This window comes from Rhizobacter sp. P2_H3 (assembly GCF_056403355.1).
In genome coordinates, this window is record NZ_JBFUFQ010000154.1 from 1 (window position 1) to 13,727 (window position 13,727).

Genomic DNA, 13,727 nt, shown 5'->3' on the forward strand with positions numbered 1-13,727 from the left:
GCGTTGCCGCTGCAGGCGCTGTGGCCGCGCGACGACGCACAGGCCCTCAGCGCCCTCGCCGACCTGGAAGACGACGCCAGCCGCGTGCGGCTCGTGCAGCAGGCGCTGTTGCACCGGCTGCGCCATCGGGCGGCAGGGGATCCGCGGCCGGCCGTGCACGCGCTGCGGCTGCTGACGCAGTCCGGTGGCCGGCTGCCGGTGCCTGCACTCGCCGCGCAGGTGGGCCTGGGCGAGCGTCGCTTGCAACAGGTGTTCGACACGCAGTTCGGGCTCTCGCCGCGCCGCTGGAGCCGGCTCTCTCGCCTGCACCGCTGCCTGCGCGATCTGCGCGTTCATCCGCAGCGCAGCTGGGCCGAGGTCGCGCTCGATGGCGGCTTCTTCGACCAGTCGCACCTGGCCAACGAGTTCCGCGCGCTGTGCGGCTGCACGCCGGCCGAATACCGGCGGCTCGCGGTTTCGGAATCTTCCAAGACCGCCGGCTGACAACTGCGCACCATGGCGCCGATCGAACCCAGGAGCCAGACGATGACGAACGACGACAACCCGCGCCCGCTGCAGGGCCGCGTGGCGGTGGTGACGGGCGCCAGCCGCGGCGCGGGGCGCGGCTGCGCGGTCGAGCTGGGCGCTGCCGGCGCCACGGTCTACGTGACCGGGCGCAGCACGCGCGCCCAGCCCGCGCAAAGCTACGGCCAGCTGCTCGGCCTGTCGGAGCTCGCCACCCTGCCCGGCAGCATCGACGACACCGCCGACGAGGTGACGCGCGCCGGTGGCCGCGGCATCGCGGTGCGCTGCGACCACACGCAGGACGACGAAGTGGCCGCGCTGTTCGCCCGCGTGCAGCGCGAGCAGGGCCGCATCGACCTGCTCGTCAACAACGCCTGGGGTGGCCACGAAACCTTCGACGGCGTGTTCAACGCGCCGTTCTGGGAGCACCCGCTCGCGCACTGGGATTCGATGATCGACCGCGGCGTGCGCAACCACCTGCTGGCCAGCCGCCGCGCCGCGCCGCTGATGGTGCGGCAAGGCCACGGGCTGATCGTCACGACCACCTTCTGGGACCGCGGCCACTACCTGCGCGGCAACCTGTTCTACGACCTCGCGAAGGCCGGCATGACGCGGCTGGCCTTCGGCATCGCCGAGGAATTGCGGCCGCACGGCGTGGCCTCGGTCGCGGTGTCGCCGGGCTGGATGCGCACCGAGTTCGTGCTGGCCGGCCACCACACCGACGAGGCGCACYGGCATGAGCGCCCTGCCCTCGCACGCACCGAATCACCGCGCTACCTGGGCCGCGCCGTCGCGGCGCTGGCGGCCGACGCGCAGGTGATGCGCCGCAGCGGCCAGGTGCTGCGCGTGGGTGACCTGGCGCAGGACTACGGCTTCACCGACATCGACGGCCGACGCGTGCCCGCCTTCGAGATGGATGAAGCGTCGCCGTGACTCAGTGAGCCGGCACCGCGTCGCCTGAGGCCGCCGCGGCGCCATTGTCGACCGCGGTCGGCGCCAGCAGCTTGCCGAACACCAGCTTCACCGCCAGCAGCGCCACGCCGGCACCGCCGACGAGCACCGCATGCAGGCCCCAGAACTGCTGCCCCGGCATCGTCTCGAGGAAGCCGGCCAGCCAGCCGACGAAGGTGTTGGCGAGGAACAGGTGCAGGTAGTAGGTGCCCATCATCAGCCCCTCGAGCTTGTGCGGTGCGGTGCGCGAGTACAGCGCCAGGCCCACCGGCATCACGTTGGCGAAGCCGATGTCGTTGAGCACCGCGTAGCCGATCGCCCAGCCGAAGCCGACCTTCTCGCTCGAGTGGTCGACGATGCCGGAGGCGATCACCAGCAGTGCCGGCGCGGAGGCGGCGATCAGCGAGCCGAGCGCCATCTTCGTGACCTCGTCGGGCTCGCGGCGGCGCGTGGCCCACCAGCGCCAGAACGCGATCGAACCGATCATCGCCGCGGTGCTCGCGGCCGCGTCGATCGCCTGCAGCCAGCTCACCGGCACCTGCCAGCCGAACAGCACCAGGTCCATGTACTTCTGCGACCACAGCGGGAACGCGTTGTTGTACTGCTGGTTGCCGACGACCGTCATCATCAGCACCGGGATCAGCGCGACCAGCAGCACCAGGCGGCCCTTCTCGGTGCCGGTCATCGGTGTGCGCGGCACGGCGGCGGCCTTGTCGGTACGGCGCACGCGCAGCGGCTCGGGCGGCAGGTGGCGCCGGCCCGCGAGGTACACGAACAGGCCGATCACCATGCCGACACCGGCGGCGCCGAAGCCCCAGTGCCAGGCCACCTTCTCGCCGAGCGTGCCGCAGACGATCGGCGCGACGATCACCGCGATCTGCACCGCCAGCATGAAGATCTGGAACGCGCTCGCGCGCCGCTTGTCGCCGGGCGCGTAGAGGTCACCGACCTGCGCCGCGATGTTGCCCTTGAAGYAGCCGACGCCGATCAGCAGGCACAGCAGCGCGAAGAAGAAGCTGGCCTCGAAGGCCATCAGGAAGTGGCCGGTGGCCATCAGCACCGCGCCGATCACGACCGTCTTGGTGCGGCCGAGCACGCGGTCGGCGAGCAGGCCGCCGAACAGCGGCGTCAGGTAGACGAAGCCCGCGTAGAGCCCGAACACGGCGGACGCGAGCTGCTGCGGCGAGCGCAGGCCGGTGACGTTCTCGATGGCGCCGCGCACCGCATCGATGCCGGCGACGTGGCCGATGTTCTCGGGCAGGAACAGGTAGTTGGTGAGGTACAGCACCAGCAGGGCCTGCATGCCGTAGTACGAGAAACGTTCCCAGAGTTCGCAGAAGGCGAGCCAGCCGAGGCCGGCGGGGTGGCCGAAGAAGGCACGATCGTTGGAGGCGGAGGTGGACACGGGTAGTGGCTTCCGAAGGAAATTGGGTAATCCGCGACTGTCGCTGAAATGGCCGGGCGGCACAACTCGGGTCAGCGCGCGCGCTCAGGTGGCGGCCTCGTACAGCTCCAGCGGCAGCCCGTCCGGATCGGCGAAGAACACGAAACGCCTGCCCGTGTACTCGTCGACGCGGATGTCTTCCACCGCGACGCCCCGGCCCTCGAGCGCGGCCTTGCACTGCGCCACGTCGTCGACCTCGAACGCCAGGTGGCGCAGGCCGCGCGCCTCGGGGTACGACGGGCGCGGCGGCGCGCCGTCGAACGAGAACAGCTCGACCTGCGAGCCGTCGGGCAGTGCCAGGTCGAGCTTGTACGAGTTGCGCTGCGCGCGGAAGTGCTCGGCGATCACCGCGAGGCCGAGCGTCTCGGTGTAGAAGCGCTTCGAGGCCGGGTAGTCGGAGCAGATGATGGCGGCGTGGTGGATGCGGAGCAGCATCGGGCGATTGTCGCGCTCCCTACAATGCGCCCCCTTTGTCACCGATCGCACCCGCCCCATGGACCTCGTCGTCAACGAAGAACTCAAAGCCTACATCGACCCGTTGACCGCGGACGAACACGACGCGCTGGAGCGCAGCATCCTCGCCGAGGGCTGCCGCGATGCGCTGGTGCTGTGGGGCGACATGCTGGTCGACGGGCACAACCGCTACGGCATCTGCCGCAAGCACGGGCTGCCGTTCCAGACGGTGCAGAGCACGCGCTTCCAGTCACTGGAAGACGTGCACCTGTGGATGATCGACCAGCACCTCGGCCGGCGCAGCCTGTCGGACTACCAACGCGGCGTGCTCGCGCTGCGCAAGCGCGAGATCGTCTCCGGCCAGCGTGCGCGCCGCGCCGCCGAACCGGCGGAGGCCGCCTCGCCCGCACCGGTGGCCGCAGCGCCCGCGCTCGACACCCGCGAGGCGCTCGCGAAAGCCGCGCGCATCAGCAGCAACCAGGTCGCGATGATCGAGAAGATCCGCCAGCAGGCGGCGCCAGAAGTGGTCGAGGCGGTGAAGGCCGGCACGATCTCGATCAACGCGGCGGCCGCCGTTGCCAGCCTGCCGGCCGAGGAGCAGGTGGCCGCCGCGGCGGCCGGCAAGGACGAGCTGAAGCAGGCCGCCAAGCGGGCGCGCGAATCGCGCCGCAAGGCGCCGGCCGAGGAGTCCACGGCAGCACCACAGGCGCAGCAGGAATCACCGCCAGCGCAGCCGCACGACGGCGCCGACACCGTCGACTCGCTGCGCCAGCGTGTCACCGCCCTGACCGCCGAGAACGCTGCGCTGAAGCTGAAGATCGCCGACCTGCACGCCCAGCTGCGCGCCCACGCCGGCGAGGCCGACACCGCGCCGTTCTGATCCACGGTATAGTTTCCGCTGCAATGGATACACATATGTGTATCCATAACCGGAGACCCCGATGAACACCAAAGACGCCGGCATGCGGATCCGCATCGAGCGGGATCTGCGAGATGCCTTCGTGCAGGCCTGCCAGTCGCAGGGCCTGGCGGCCGCCGAAGTGCTGCGCGACTTCATGCGCAGCTTCGCGGCCAAGCACTCCGCCGAGCAGGCGCAGCTGTTTGGGCAGTCCAAGCCCGAACGGCCGTGAAGGAGCCGGCCATGATCGTGCTGAAGGACACCCAGGCGAAGTTGCTCGGCGCGCTGCAGGCCGTCTGCGGCATCGTCGAGCGGCGGCACACCCTGCCCGTGCTCGCCAACGTGCTGATCCGCAAGAGCGGCCCGTCGATCGCGCTGATCACCTCGGACCTCGACATCGAGGTCGGCCACGCGGTCGAACTGGGCGGCGATGCCGGCGAGTTCGCCACCACCGTGTCGGCGCGCAAGCTGATCGACATCCTGAAGGCGATGCCGCCCGACCAGATCGTCACGCTGACCGCCGAACCCGGCCGCCTGCGGCTGCAGGGCGGGCGCAGCCGCTTCACGCTGCACACGCTGCCGGCCGAGCAGTTCCCGCTGGTCGCGCGGGCGCCGCATGCCACCACGCTGCGCCTGCCGCAGCACGTGCTGAAGTCGCTGGTCGACCAGGTGAGCTTCGCGATGGCGGCGCACGACATCCGCTACTTCCTGAACGGCGTGCTGTTCAACACCGACGGCCGTCTCGTGCGGCTCGTCGCGACCGACGGCAACCGGCTCGCGCTGGCCGAGGCAACGGTCGACGCCGAACTGCCGGCACAGCAGGTGATCCTGCCGCGCAAGGCGGTGCACGAGCTGCAGCGCCACCTGCTCGACGACCAGGGCGACGGCAGCGCCGGCGTCGAGATCCGGCTCGCGCCCGCACAGGCCAGCTTCGAGCTCAACGGCATCAGCTTCATCACCAAGCTGATCGAGGGCCGCTACCCCGACTTCAACCGCGCGATCCCGAAGGCCAACCCGCATGCCGTGACGCTCGGCCGCGCCGCGCTGCTCGAATGCCTGCAGCGCGCCTCGCTGATGACCAGCGACAAGTTCCGCGGCATCCGGCTGAGCCTCGCGCCGGGTGCGCTGCGCATCGTCTCGAGCAACGCCGAGCGCGAGGAGGCCGACGAAGACATCGATGTCGACTACGGCGGCGCGCCCCTCGAGATCGGCTTCAACGTGACCTACCTGACCGAGGTGCTCGGCGAGACCGACGCCGAGATGGTGACGATGGCGCTGCAGGATGCCGCCTCGGCGGTGTTGTTCACCTTTCCCGAGCGCAGCGACTTCAAGTACGTGGTCAGCCCGATGCGGCTCTGACGTGAAGACTCCGACGTGAATCGGGCCCTTCCGATCAATAGTTTTTCTCCATCGACTTGATTCAGTCAATTAATCCCGCAAATGCTGCAGTGCGGTCAAAATTCGTCCCGCTAGTTCGTTTTTCTACCCACAGAGCACCAAGGAAATCACCCGATGTCGCTGATCAACACCCAAGTCCAACCGTTCAAGGTCGAAGCCTTCCACAACGGCAAGTTCATCGAAGTCACCGAAGCGAGCCTGAAGGGCAAGTGGTCGACGCTGATCTTCATGCCGGCCGCCTTCACCTTCAACTGCCCGACCGAAGTCGAAGACGCTGCCGACAACTACGCCGAATTCCAGAAGCTGGGCACCGAGGTCTACATCGTCACGACCGACACCCACTTCGCGCACAAGGTGTGGCACGAGACCTCGCCGGCCGTCGGCAAGGCCAAGTTCCCGCTGATCGGCGACCCGACGCACAAGCTGACGCGCGCATTCGGCGTGCACATCGAGGAAGAAGGCCTGGCGCTGCGCGGCACCTTCGTGATCAACCCCGATGGCGTCATCAAGACCGTCGAAGTGCACGACAACGCGATCGCGCGTGACGTGAAGGAAACCCTGCGCAAGCTGAAGGCCGCGCAGTACGTTGCCAAGAACCCTGGCCAGGTCTGCCCGGCCAAGTGGAACGAAGGCGCCGCCACGCTGACGCCGTCGCTCGACCTCGTCGGCAAGATCTAAGACCTCTCTCTCGCTTTTTCCCTGTTCTGCCGCTCTGCGGCCCCGCCTTCGGGCGGGGTCCTGGGCGGAGCTTTCCCCGGCTTTCCCGAATAACACGAAACAAAGGACGATCACCATGTTGGACGCCACCCTCCAGGCCCAGCTCAAGGGCTACCTGCAACGCCTGACGCAGCCGGTTGAACTGGTGGCGTCGCTCGATGACCGTCCCGCTTCGCGCGAGATGCGCGAGCTGCTCGAGGAGATCGCCGGCCTGAGCGAGCTGGTGAGCCTGCGCCTGGACGGCACCGACACGCGCCGCCCCTCGTTCAACATCAGCCGTGCCGGTGCCGGGATGGGCGTGCGCTTCGCCGCGATCCCGATGGGCCATGAGTTCACGTCGCTGGTGCTGGCGCTGCTGCAGGCCGGCGGCCACCCGCCGAAGGTCGAGGCCGAAGTGATCGAGCAGATCAAGTCGCTGACCCGCGAGGATGGCGGCGACTTCGTGTTCGAGACCTACATGTCGCTGACCTGCCACAACTGCCCCGACGTCGTGCAGGCGCTGAACCTGATGGCGGTGCTGAACCCGCGCATCAAGCACGTCGCGATCGACGGCGGCCTGTTCCAGGACGAAGTGGAAGGCCGCCAGATCATGGCCGTGCCGACCGTCTACCTGAACGGCGAGGTGTTCGGCTCGGGCCGCATGGAGGTCTCGGAGATCCTGACCAAGGTCGACACCGGTGCTTCGGCGCGCGTGGCGGCCAAGCTGGGCCAGAAGGACGCGTTCGACGTGCTGATCGTCGGCGGCGGCCCGGCCGGCGCGGCGGCGGCCGTGTATGCGGCGCGCAAGGGCATCCGCACCGGCATCGTCGCCGAGCGCTTCGGCGGCCAGACGCTGGACACGCTGGGCATCGAGAACTACGTGTCGATCCTCGAGACGCAGGGCCCGAAGTTCGCGGCCGCGCTGGAAGCGCATGCGCGCGTCTACGAGGTCGACATCATGAACGGCCAGCGCGTCGCGGCGCTGGAGCCGGCCGCGCAACCGGGCGGCGAGATCACCGTGACGCTGGAGAACGGCGCGGCGTTGAAGAGCCGCAGCGTGATCCTCTCGACCGGCGCGCGCTGGCGCAACGTGAACGTGCCTGGCGAGGCCGAGTACAAGAACAAGGGCGTGGCCTACTGCCCGCACTGCGACGGCCCGCTGTTCAAGGGCAAGCCGGTCGCGGTGATCGGCGGCGGCAACTCGGGCGTCGAAGCGGCGATCGACCTGGCCGGCATCGTGGCGCACGTCACCGTGGTGGAGTTCGCCGACGCGCTGAAGGCCGATGCGGTGCTCGTGAAGAAGCTGCACAGCCTGCCGAACGTGACGGTGCACACCAACGCGCAGACGACCGAGATCACCGGCGACGGGCAGAAGGTCAATGGCCTGGTCTTCAAGGACCGCGCGACGGGTGCCGAGCACCGCGTGGAGCTGGCCGGCGTGTTCGTGCAGATCGGCCTGGTGCCCAACACCGAGTTCCTGAAGGGCACGCTGGAGCTGAGCAAGTACGGCGAGATCATCGTCGACGCGCGCGGCGCGACGAACCAGCCGGGCGTGTTCGCAGCCGGCGATGCGACGACGGTGCCGTTCAAGCAGATCATCATCGCCGCGGGCGATGGGGCAAAGGCGGCGCTGTCGGCGTTCGATCACCTGATCCGCACGCCGGTGGCGGCCTGAGCGACCTGAGCGAGTTGCGCAGCATTCCCGGATTTCGCTGCGCTGCATCCGGGCTACGGCATTCGTAGCCCGGGTGACAACCCGGGAAGCGGCCTCTCAAGGGCAGAATGCCCGCCGATGATCCACCTCACCCGACTCACGATCCAGCGCGCCCGGGCCGAGCGGCTGCCGCAGATCGCCGGCAGCCTCACCTTCACGACCGTGCTGTCGGTGGTGCCGTTTCTCGCGGTGTGCTTTGCGCTCTTCACGCGCTTCCCGATGTTCAAGCGACTTGAGGACGCGATCGAGGAGCATCTGCTGCGCAGCCTGCTGCCCGAGGAGATCTCGCGCACCGTGCTGCGCTACCTGGCGCAGTTCGCGACCAACGCGAACGGGCTGACGCTGGTCGGCTCGCTGTTCCTGGTGGTCACCGCAGTGGCGCTGCTGCTGACCGTCGAGAACGCGCTGAACCAGATCTGGAAGGTGAAGAAGAACCGGCCGTTCCTGAAGCGCGTCGGCATGTACCTGCTGATGATCGGGTTCGGCCCGCCGCTGCTGGGCGTGAGCCTGTGGGCCACGTCGTACGCGGTGAGTGCCTCGGCCGGGCTGATCGAGACGCTGCCGCCGTGGGCCAAGTTCGGGCTGACGCTCGGGCCGGCGCTGATCGGCTCGATCGCGATGGCCGCCCTCTTCCACTTCATGCCGAACACCCGCGTGCGCAAGCGCGATGCGATCGTCGGTGGCCTGATCGCCGGCATCGCGTTCGAGCTGGGCAAGCGCGGCTTCGCGGCCTATGTGCTGAAGCTGCCGACCTACAAGACGGTGTACGGCACCTTCGCGGCGTTTCCGGTGTTCCTGCTGTGGGTGTACTTCTCGTGGCTGGTGACGTTGGCGGCGGCGTTGGTGACGTCGAACCTGGCGCGAGCACGGAAGCAGCCCGCGAACAGGAAGCCCGACAAGAAGCTGGCCAAGGCCTGATCAACCGCCGACCGGTTCCAGCGGCTTGCGCGCCCACAGCACCGACAGAAACTCCTCGCCGAACACCTCCGCGCCCGGCGGTGGCTTCAGCATGCGYCGTGTGCCCTGCACCTCGAGCCCGGTGGCCCAGATCGCACGCAGTTGTTCTTCGGTGTAGCCCAGGCCGCCGCCCAGCGTGCGGCGCTCGTAGACCTCGGCGTCCGTCAGCCCGCTGCCGCCTTCCGGCCGAAAGCACACCAGGCCGAACCAGCCGCCCGGACGCAGCGCCTCGCTGACCAGCCGCACATAGGTGTGCCGCCGATGCGGGGCCAGGTGGTGGAAGCAGCCGGAGTCGTAGACGAGGTCGAAGCTGCCTGCAGGCATGCCGAGCTCGAAGACCGACTTGCAGTGCCACTGCACCGCCACGCCGAATTCGTTCGCACGCTGCGTGGCCCAATCGATCGCCGCCTGCGCGTAGTCGACGCCTTCGACATCGAAGCCGCATCGGGCGAGGAAGCGCGCGTTGCGGCCGTTGCCGCAGCCGATGTCCAGCGCCCGCAGGCCGGGGGCTGCATGCGCATCGGCCCATTCGGCGAGGTTCTCGTCCGGTGCGTCGCCGAAGAACGGCACCGGCTTCTGGCGATCCGCGTAGAAGCCTTCCCACCAGTCGCCCGCGCGGCCGGCGAACCAGCCGTCGAGCATGGCCAGCACGGGCTCTTCGCCGCAGATCAGTTCATCGGCCATCGGCGAATGCGTCGGTGGCGGCCACCAGCTCCGACGTGATGCCAGGCTCCATCGACGAATGCCCGGCATCGGGCACCACGACCAGCTTGGCCGAGGGCCATGCATCGGCCAGCGCGAAGGCATAGCGCACCGGGCAGATCACGTCGTAGCGGCCGTGCACGATGGTGCAAGGCAGGTGGGCGATGCGCGGCACGCCGTCGAGCAGTTGGTTGGGCGTGAGGAAGGCTCCGTTGGCGAAGTAGTGCGCCTCGAGCCGCGCGAGGTTCAGCTCGAAGACGGCGTCCTCCGGCCGCAGCGGCTCGGCCGGCAGCGGGATGAGCCGCAGGCAGGCGCCTTCGTAGTGGCTCCAGGCGCGCGCGGCGGCGGCGTGCACGGCGGGGTCGGGGTCGCTCAGGCGGCGCTGGTAGGCCGCGAGCAGGTCACCGCGTTCCTCGGGCGGAATGGCGCCGGCGAACGCTTCCCACTCCTTCGGATAGAACTGCCGCATGCCGTGCAGCCACCACTGCTGCTCCTCGGTGCTGGCGAGCCAGATGCCGCGCAGGATCAGGCCGAGGCAGCGCTCGGGGTGCGCCTGCGCATAGGCCAGCGACAGCGTGGAGCCCCACGAGCCGCCGAACACCAGCCACTGCGCGATGCCCAGGTGCTCGCGCAGGCGCTCCAGGTCGGCGATCAGCAACGCGGTGGTGTTCTCGCGGCATTCGCCGGAGGGCGTGGACTTGCCGGCACCGCGCTGATCGAGCAGCACGATGTGGTAGCGGGCGGGATCGAAGAAGCCGCGGTCCTTCGCCGAAGTGCCGGCCCCGGGGCCGCCGTGCACGAAGATGACCGGGATGCCGGCGGGATTGCCGCTGCGCTCCCAGTAGAGCGAGTGCAGGTTGCCGGCTGGCAGGAACCCTGTTTCCAGGGGCTCGATGGGTGGGTAGTGGGTGCGCAGCGTCATGCGCGCTGACTTTAGGCGAAAACATCAGCGGCAGCGGCAAGGGCAACACGGCCGCAGCGGGTGGAACCGGTCGCCGGCGCGGCAGGGTTTGGCGGGCGGTGCCCCGCAATCGGGGCCGCAGTGCGGCAGCGCCAGCAGGTGATCGGCCCACTCGCCGCGCTCGGTGCGGGCGCGCAGGTGCGGCAGCTGGCCGGGCTCGCGCACGACATCGAGGTAGACCCACTGACGGCGCAGGCGATCGACCACGTAGTAGCGCTCGATGTCGCGGTCCATGCAGCGGATGGCCTGGGCGATGTCGATGCGCCATTTGAGCTGGCTGTGGCCGATGTGGGTGATGAGGTCGTGGTGCGGGGGGCGCGTGGACAGGGTGATGCAGTTGATCTCGTAGCCCTTCATGCCAGGTTTCCCTTCGTCTGCTTCCGATGCGGCTCTGAATGAAGCCCTTGAAGTTCAAAAAACAATCCAAAGACTTCACTTGGAATCCCAAAGTTAACACTTCGAAACCCAAAGATGGTGGAGGACTTGTGCAGACGCCGCAATCCTTCCCGGATGAAAAAGAGTCCCGGCAAGAAGCTGTCGTCCCGCGACGTGTTCGCACGCAACCTGCGCCGGGTGCGGCGCGCGCGGGAGATGTCGCAGGAAGCGCTCGGCCTGGAAGCGGGCATCGCACGCCCCTACGTCAGCAGCGTGGAACTCGGGCGCCGCAACATCTCGATCGACAACATGGGGCGCCTGGCCGATGCGCTGCGCGTGCCGTTGCGCGACCTGGTCGACCCCGACAAGTTCACCGACCTCGACGAGGCCTGAGGGACATCGCGCGAGCGGTGTAAGAAGCCGCGCGCCGGGCGCGACGCATCCGGATCCTCACTCCTTCAGGGAATCCGCATGTTCACTCGTCGCCAGTTCTCCACGCGTGTTGCTGCCACGGTCGGGCTTGCTGCCACGGCGCGCCTTGCTTCGGCCCAACCCGCATCGGCGCCCGCAGCTGCCACCACACCGGGCGTGCGCAACGTCGTGCTCGTGCACGGCGCGTACGCCGACGGGTCGTGCTGGTCCGACGTGATCGCGCTGCTGCAGCGCGCCGGGTTGCGCGCCTCTGCGGTGCAGAACCCGCTCACTTCGCTGGCCGACGACGTGGCGGCCACGCAGCGCATCCTGGCGCTGCAAGACGGGCCGACGCTGCTGGTCGGGCACTCGTGGGCTGGCACGGTGATCAGCGAGGCTGGTGTCGATCCGAAGGTCGCGGGGCTGGTCTACGTGGCCGCGCGTGCGCCTGACGCGGGGGAAGACTACGGCTCGCTGGCCGCCAAGTTTCCGACACCGCCGGCGAGCGCCGGGCTCGTCAAGTCGGGTGGGTTTRCGCAGTTGAGCGAAGAGGCCTTCTTGCGGGACTTTGCGGGTGACGTGCCAGTTGAGAAGGCTCGCGTGCTGTATGCGCTGCAAGGGCGGATTGCGGAGACGCTGTTTGCGTCACGCACCACGGTGGCCGCCTGGCGCAGCAAGCCAAGTTGGTACGCGGTGTCGACGCAGGATCGGACGACCTCGCCGGAATTGCAGCGGTTCGTGGCTGCGCGGATGAAGGCGAAGACGGTTGAGATCGCGTCTAGCCATGTGTCGCTGATCAGTCATCCGCGGGAGATTGCGGGGGTGATCGCTGAGGCCGCGAAGCAGGTGACTGCCGCAAGCTGAGCGCAATGGGCACGCGGAGAGCGTGGCCTCAAAGATCAAGTGACCGCTTTGCAGCACGTTGCTGCCGGTCGGCCGGGAACTTCGAATGTCCGCTCGTTGCGATGAAGCTGACGTTGCGAGGTGTCGTCGGCAACTCTGGCTGAGCAGCGGCTCGTGCTTCGCGTCGACCAGGCCAGCCCGAATGTCCGCTCCGCGCGCCCGTGAACTCACAGAATCGACCCAAAGCGGAAGTTGGCACAGGCTAAGCAAGCCGCCGGAAAGCGGCCGTTCAACGTTTGACTTAAACGGACCGTCGAAGGCGGGTCCGCTTGAAGGACGGGTTAGGCATCGACTCGCGGCGGAGCAAATCGATCTTGTGGAATCACGTGAGAAGTCCGAACGTTGGTTCGATTCTCCTCTGCCTTGAATCGACTCGTCAGGAGCCGGCGCAGAAGGAAGTCCTGCTCCCCAAACCAAGCTGTGTACCTCCCGCCTCCGTAGGGATGCAGCCCAGAGACCGACACGCATCTGACGCCATCGACGACCCGGCTTCGGCGGAACCTGATGCAGCGCAGATCAAGCAACGAGAACCCGGATACTTCCGGGAACAGCAGCGAGGCTATCGTGTGGGCGGTCCCACTTGAGATCCCGGTCGCGCCAGCGATGGCAAGGTCCAGATCTTCCGGAGTCTCAGCCCTGCCGTTCCCTTGGTAGTAGCGAGTGACGAAGTACGGCTTTGCGTTCCTGATGCCCACGGTTGTCTGCGTGGTTAAGTGCCGCAGCGGTCGGTAGGGATGCGGACTCTGGAAGTAGAAGCGAAAGTCTGCGGGGCGGCTGTAGTCCGTCTCGAACGTGCAAAGTCGGTCCCGCCGACAGTGCGGCCTGTACGACATGCCGGTATCGGAGTAGCTGGGCAGTTCGCGGTACCGGCGGACAACCTCGTGGAGATAGGCGCGGGCGTTCTGAAATGTTGGCATTCGAGGCCTAACGTTTGAGATGAGAGGCGGCGCCCGGCTTGCCGGGTGAGGTCCCCTCGATTAAAGAGTTAGGCCTCACGCGTAAGAGGACGCCTTCTGAAGCTTAGAAGCTCGGTGAGGAAGAACGCCCAGGGGATGCAAATTACTGCTGGAAGTAGAAGCATGCCTGCTGGTACACCGGAGCCTGCTTTGATTGCGATGGAAAGTGCGAAGCCGAGAAGTGCCAGTACAAAGGAACCGGCACCTATGTACCCCAGCGCCTTGGGAATGCCATAGAACGACCAYGGAGCACCGCGTTCGTTCTTTGCTGTAGCGAGCCAAACCCGACGCACAAGGAGGAAGACGATGGCTACGCTTACCAGGACCAGGATGAACCTGGGTAGAAGTAGGGCAAGCACCTGCGGAACGGGTGAACTGAAGGAGAAGAGCAGCGCAAAGAATGG

16 protein-coding genes are annotated in these 13,727 nt (G+C 67.8%); 10 read left to right on the top strand and 6 right to left on the bottom strand.

What is annotated here, in order from left to right; translation table 11 throughout:
• Positions 1–483, top strand: a 483-nt coding sequence (locus AC1D1T_RS22730) for a helix-turn-helix domain-containing protein (protein ID WP_477992530.1), incomplete at its 5' end; no start/stop codon positions are given.
• 42 nt (positions 484–525) lie between these two features.
• Positions 526–1,437 carry an SDR family oxidoreductase gene (locus tag AC1D1T_RS22735; protein WP_477992531.1) on the top strand — a complete coding sequence of 304 codons (912 nt, stop codon included), beginning with the start codon at positions 526–528 and terminating at the stop codon, positions 1,435–1,437.
• A 1-nt stretch (position 1,438) separates the two neighbouring features.
• Here the strand turns inward: AC1D1T_RS22735 and AC1D1T_RS22740 are convergent, their stop codons facing one another.
• On the bottom strand, positions 1,439–2,860 hold the full coding sequence (locus AC1D1T_RS22740; protein WP_477992532.1) for a peptide MFS transporter: 1,422 nt from the start codon (positions 2,858–2,860) through the stop codon (positions 1,439–1,441).
• Between the two features lie 84 nt (positions 2,861–2,944).
• A complete protein-coding gene (gloA2, locus tag AC1D1T_RS22745) occupies positions 2,945–3,334 on the bottom strand; it encodes an SMU1112c/YaeR family gloxylase I-like metalloprotein (protein WP_465112397.1) in 390 nt (129 codons plus the stop codon).
• Between the two features lie 58 nt (positions 3,335–3,392).
• Between gloA2 and AC1D1T_RS22750 the strand changes: the two genes are divergently transcribed.
• From AC1D1T_RS22750 to AC1D1T_RS22775, 6 genes are all read left to right on the top strand, one after another.
• Positions 3,393–4,232 carry a ParB N-terminal domain-containing protein gene (locus AC1D1T_RS22750; RefSeq protein ID WP_477992533.1) on the top strand — a complete coding sequence of 280 codons (840 nt, stop codon included), beginning with the start codon at positions 3,393–3,395 and terminating at the stop codon, positions 4,230–4,232.
• Between the two features lie 61 nt (positions 4,233–4,293).
• Positions 4,294–4,482: a plasmid-related protein gene (locus AC1D1T_RS22755; protein WP_465112395.1), complete on the top strand. Its 189-nt coding sequence runs from the start codon at positions 4,294–4,296 to the stop codon at positions 4,480–4,482.
• Positions 4,483–4,493: 11 nt separating this feature from the next.
• The gene (dnaN, locus tag AC1D1T_RS22760; RefSeq protein ID WP_477827749.1) at positions 4,494–5,609 is read left to right on the top strand and encodes a DNA polymerase III subunit beta; all 1,116 of its coding nucleotides are present in this window, start codon (positions 4,494–4,496) and stop codon (positions 5,607–5,609) included.
• A 153-nt stretch (positions 5,610–5,762) separates the two neighbouring features.
• Positions 5,763–6,326, top strand: a complete 564-nt coding sequence (gene ahpC, locus AC1D1T_RS22765) for an alkyl hydroperoxide reductase subunit C (RefSeq protein WP_047511617.1) — start codon at positions 5,763–5,765, stop codon at positions 6,324–6,326.
• A gap of 115 nt (positions 6,327–6,441) precedes the next feature.
• On the top strand, positions 6,442–8,019 hold the full coding sequence (ahpF, locus tag AC1D1T_RS22770) for an alkyl hydroperoxide reductase subunit F (protein WP_465112393.1): 1,578 nt from the start codon (positions 6,442–6,444) through the stop codon (positions 8,017–8,019).
• 117 nt (positions 8,020–8,136) lie between these two features.
• Complete coding sequence (locus tag AC1D1T_RS22775) at positions 8,137–8,976, top strand: YihY family inner membrane protein (RefSeq protein ID WP_477827927.1); 840 nt, start codon at positions 8,137–8,139, stop codon at positions 8,974–8,976.
• On the opposite strand, the gene AC1D1T_RS22780 is transcribed toward AC1D1T_RS22775, so the two are convergent.
• The 3 genes from AC1D1T_RS22780 to AC1D1T_RS22790 are packed head-to-tail and all read right to left on the bottom strand — an operon-like array spanning position 8,977 to position 11,035.
• Complete coding sequence (locus AC1D1T_RS22780) at positions 8,977–9,699, bottom strand: class I SAM-dependent methyltransferase (RefSeq protein WP_477827928.1); 723 nt, start codon at positions 9,697–9,699, stop codon at positions 8,977–8,979.
• Positions 9,689–10,639 carry a prolyl aminopeptidase gene (gene pip / locus AC1D1T_RS22785; protein WP_477841435.1) on the bottom strand — a complete coding sequence of 317 codons (951 nt, stop codon included), beginning with the start codon at positions 10,637–10,639 and terminating at the stop codon, positions 9,689–9,691. Before pip ends, AC1D1T_RS22780 begins: the two co-directional genes overlap by 11 nt.
• Positions 10,640–10,663: 24 nt before the next feature.
• The gene (locus tag AC1D1T_RS22790) at positions 10,664–11,035 is read right to left on the bottom strand and encodes a DUF3892 domain-containing protein (RefSeq protein WP_477828962.1); all 372 of its coding nucleotides are present in this window, start codon (positions 11,033–11,035) and stop codon (positions 10,664–10,666) included.
• A gap of 153 nt (positions 11,036–11,188) precedes the next feature.
• On the opposite strand from AC1D1T_RS22790, the gene AC1D1T_RS22795 reads away from it, so the two are divergent.
• Both AC1D1T_RS22795 and AC1D1T_RS22800 read left to right on the top strand, forming a co-directional pair.
• On the top strand, positions 11,189–11,446 hold the full coding sequence (locus tag AC1D1T_RS22795) for a helix-turn-helix transcriptional regulator (RefSeq protein WP_047511611.1): 258 nt from the start codon (positions 11,189–11,191) through the stop codon (positions 11,444–11,446).
• 78 nt (positions 11,447–11,524) lie between these two features.
• The gene (locus AC1D1T_RS22800; RefSeq protein ID WP_477992534.1) at positions 11,525–12,328 is read left to right on the top strand and encodes an alpha/beta fold hydrolase; all 804 of its coding nucleotides are present in this window, start codon (positions 11,525–11,527) and stop codon (positions 12,326–12,328) included.
• Between the two features lie 1,024 nt (positions 12,329–13,352).
• Here the strand turns inward: AC1D1T_RS22800 and AC1D1T_RS22805 are convergent.
• Positions 13,353–13,727, bottom strand: a 375-nt coding sequence (locus tag AC1D1T_RS22805) for a hypothetical protein (RefSeq protein WP_477992535.1), incomplete at its 5' end; no start/stop codon positions are given.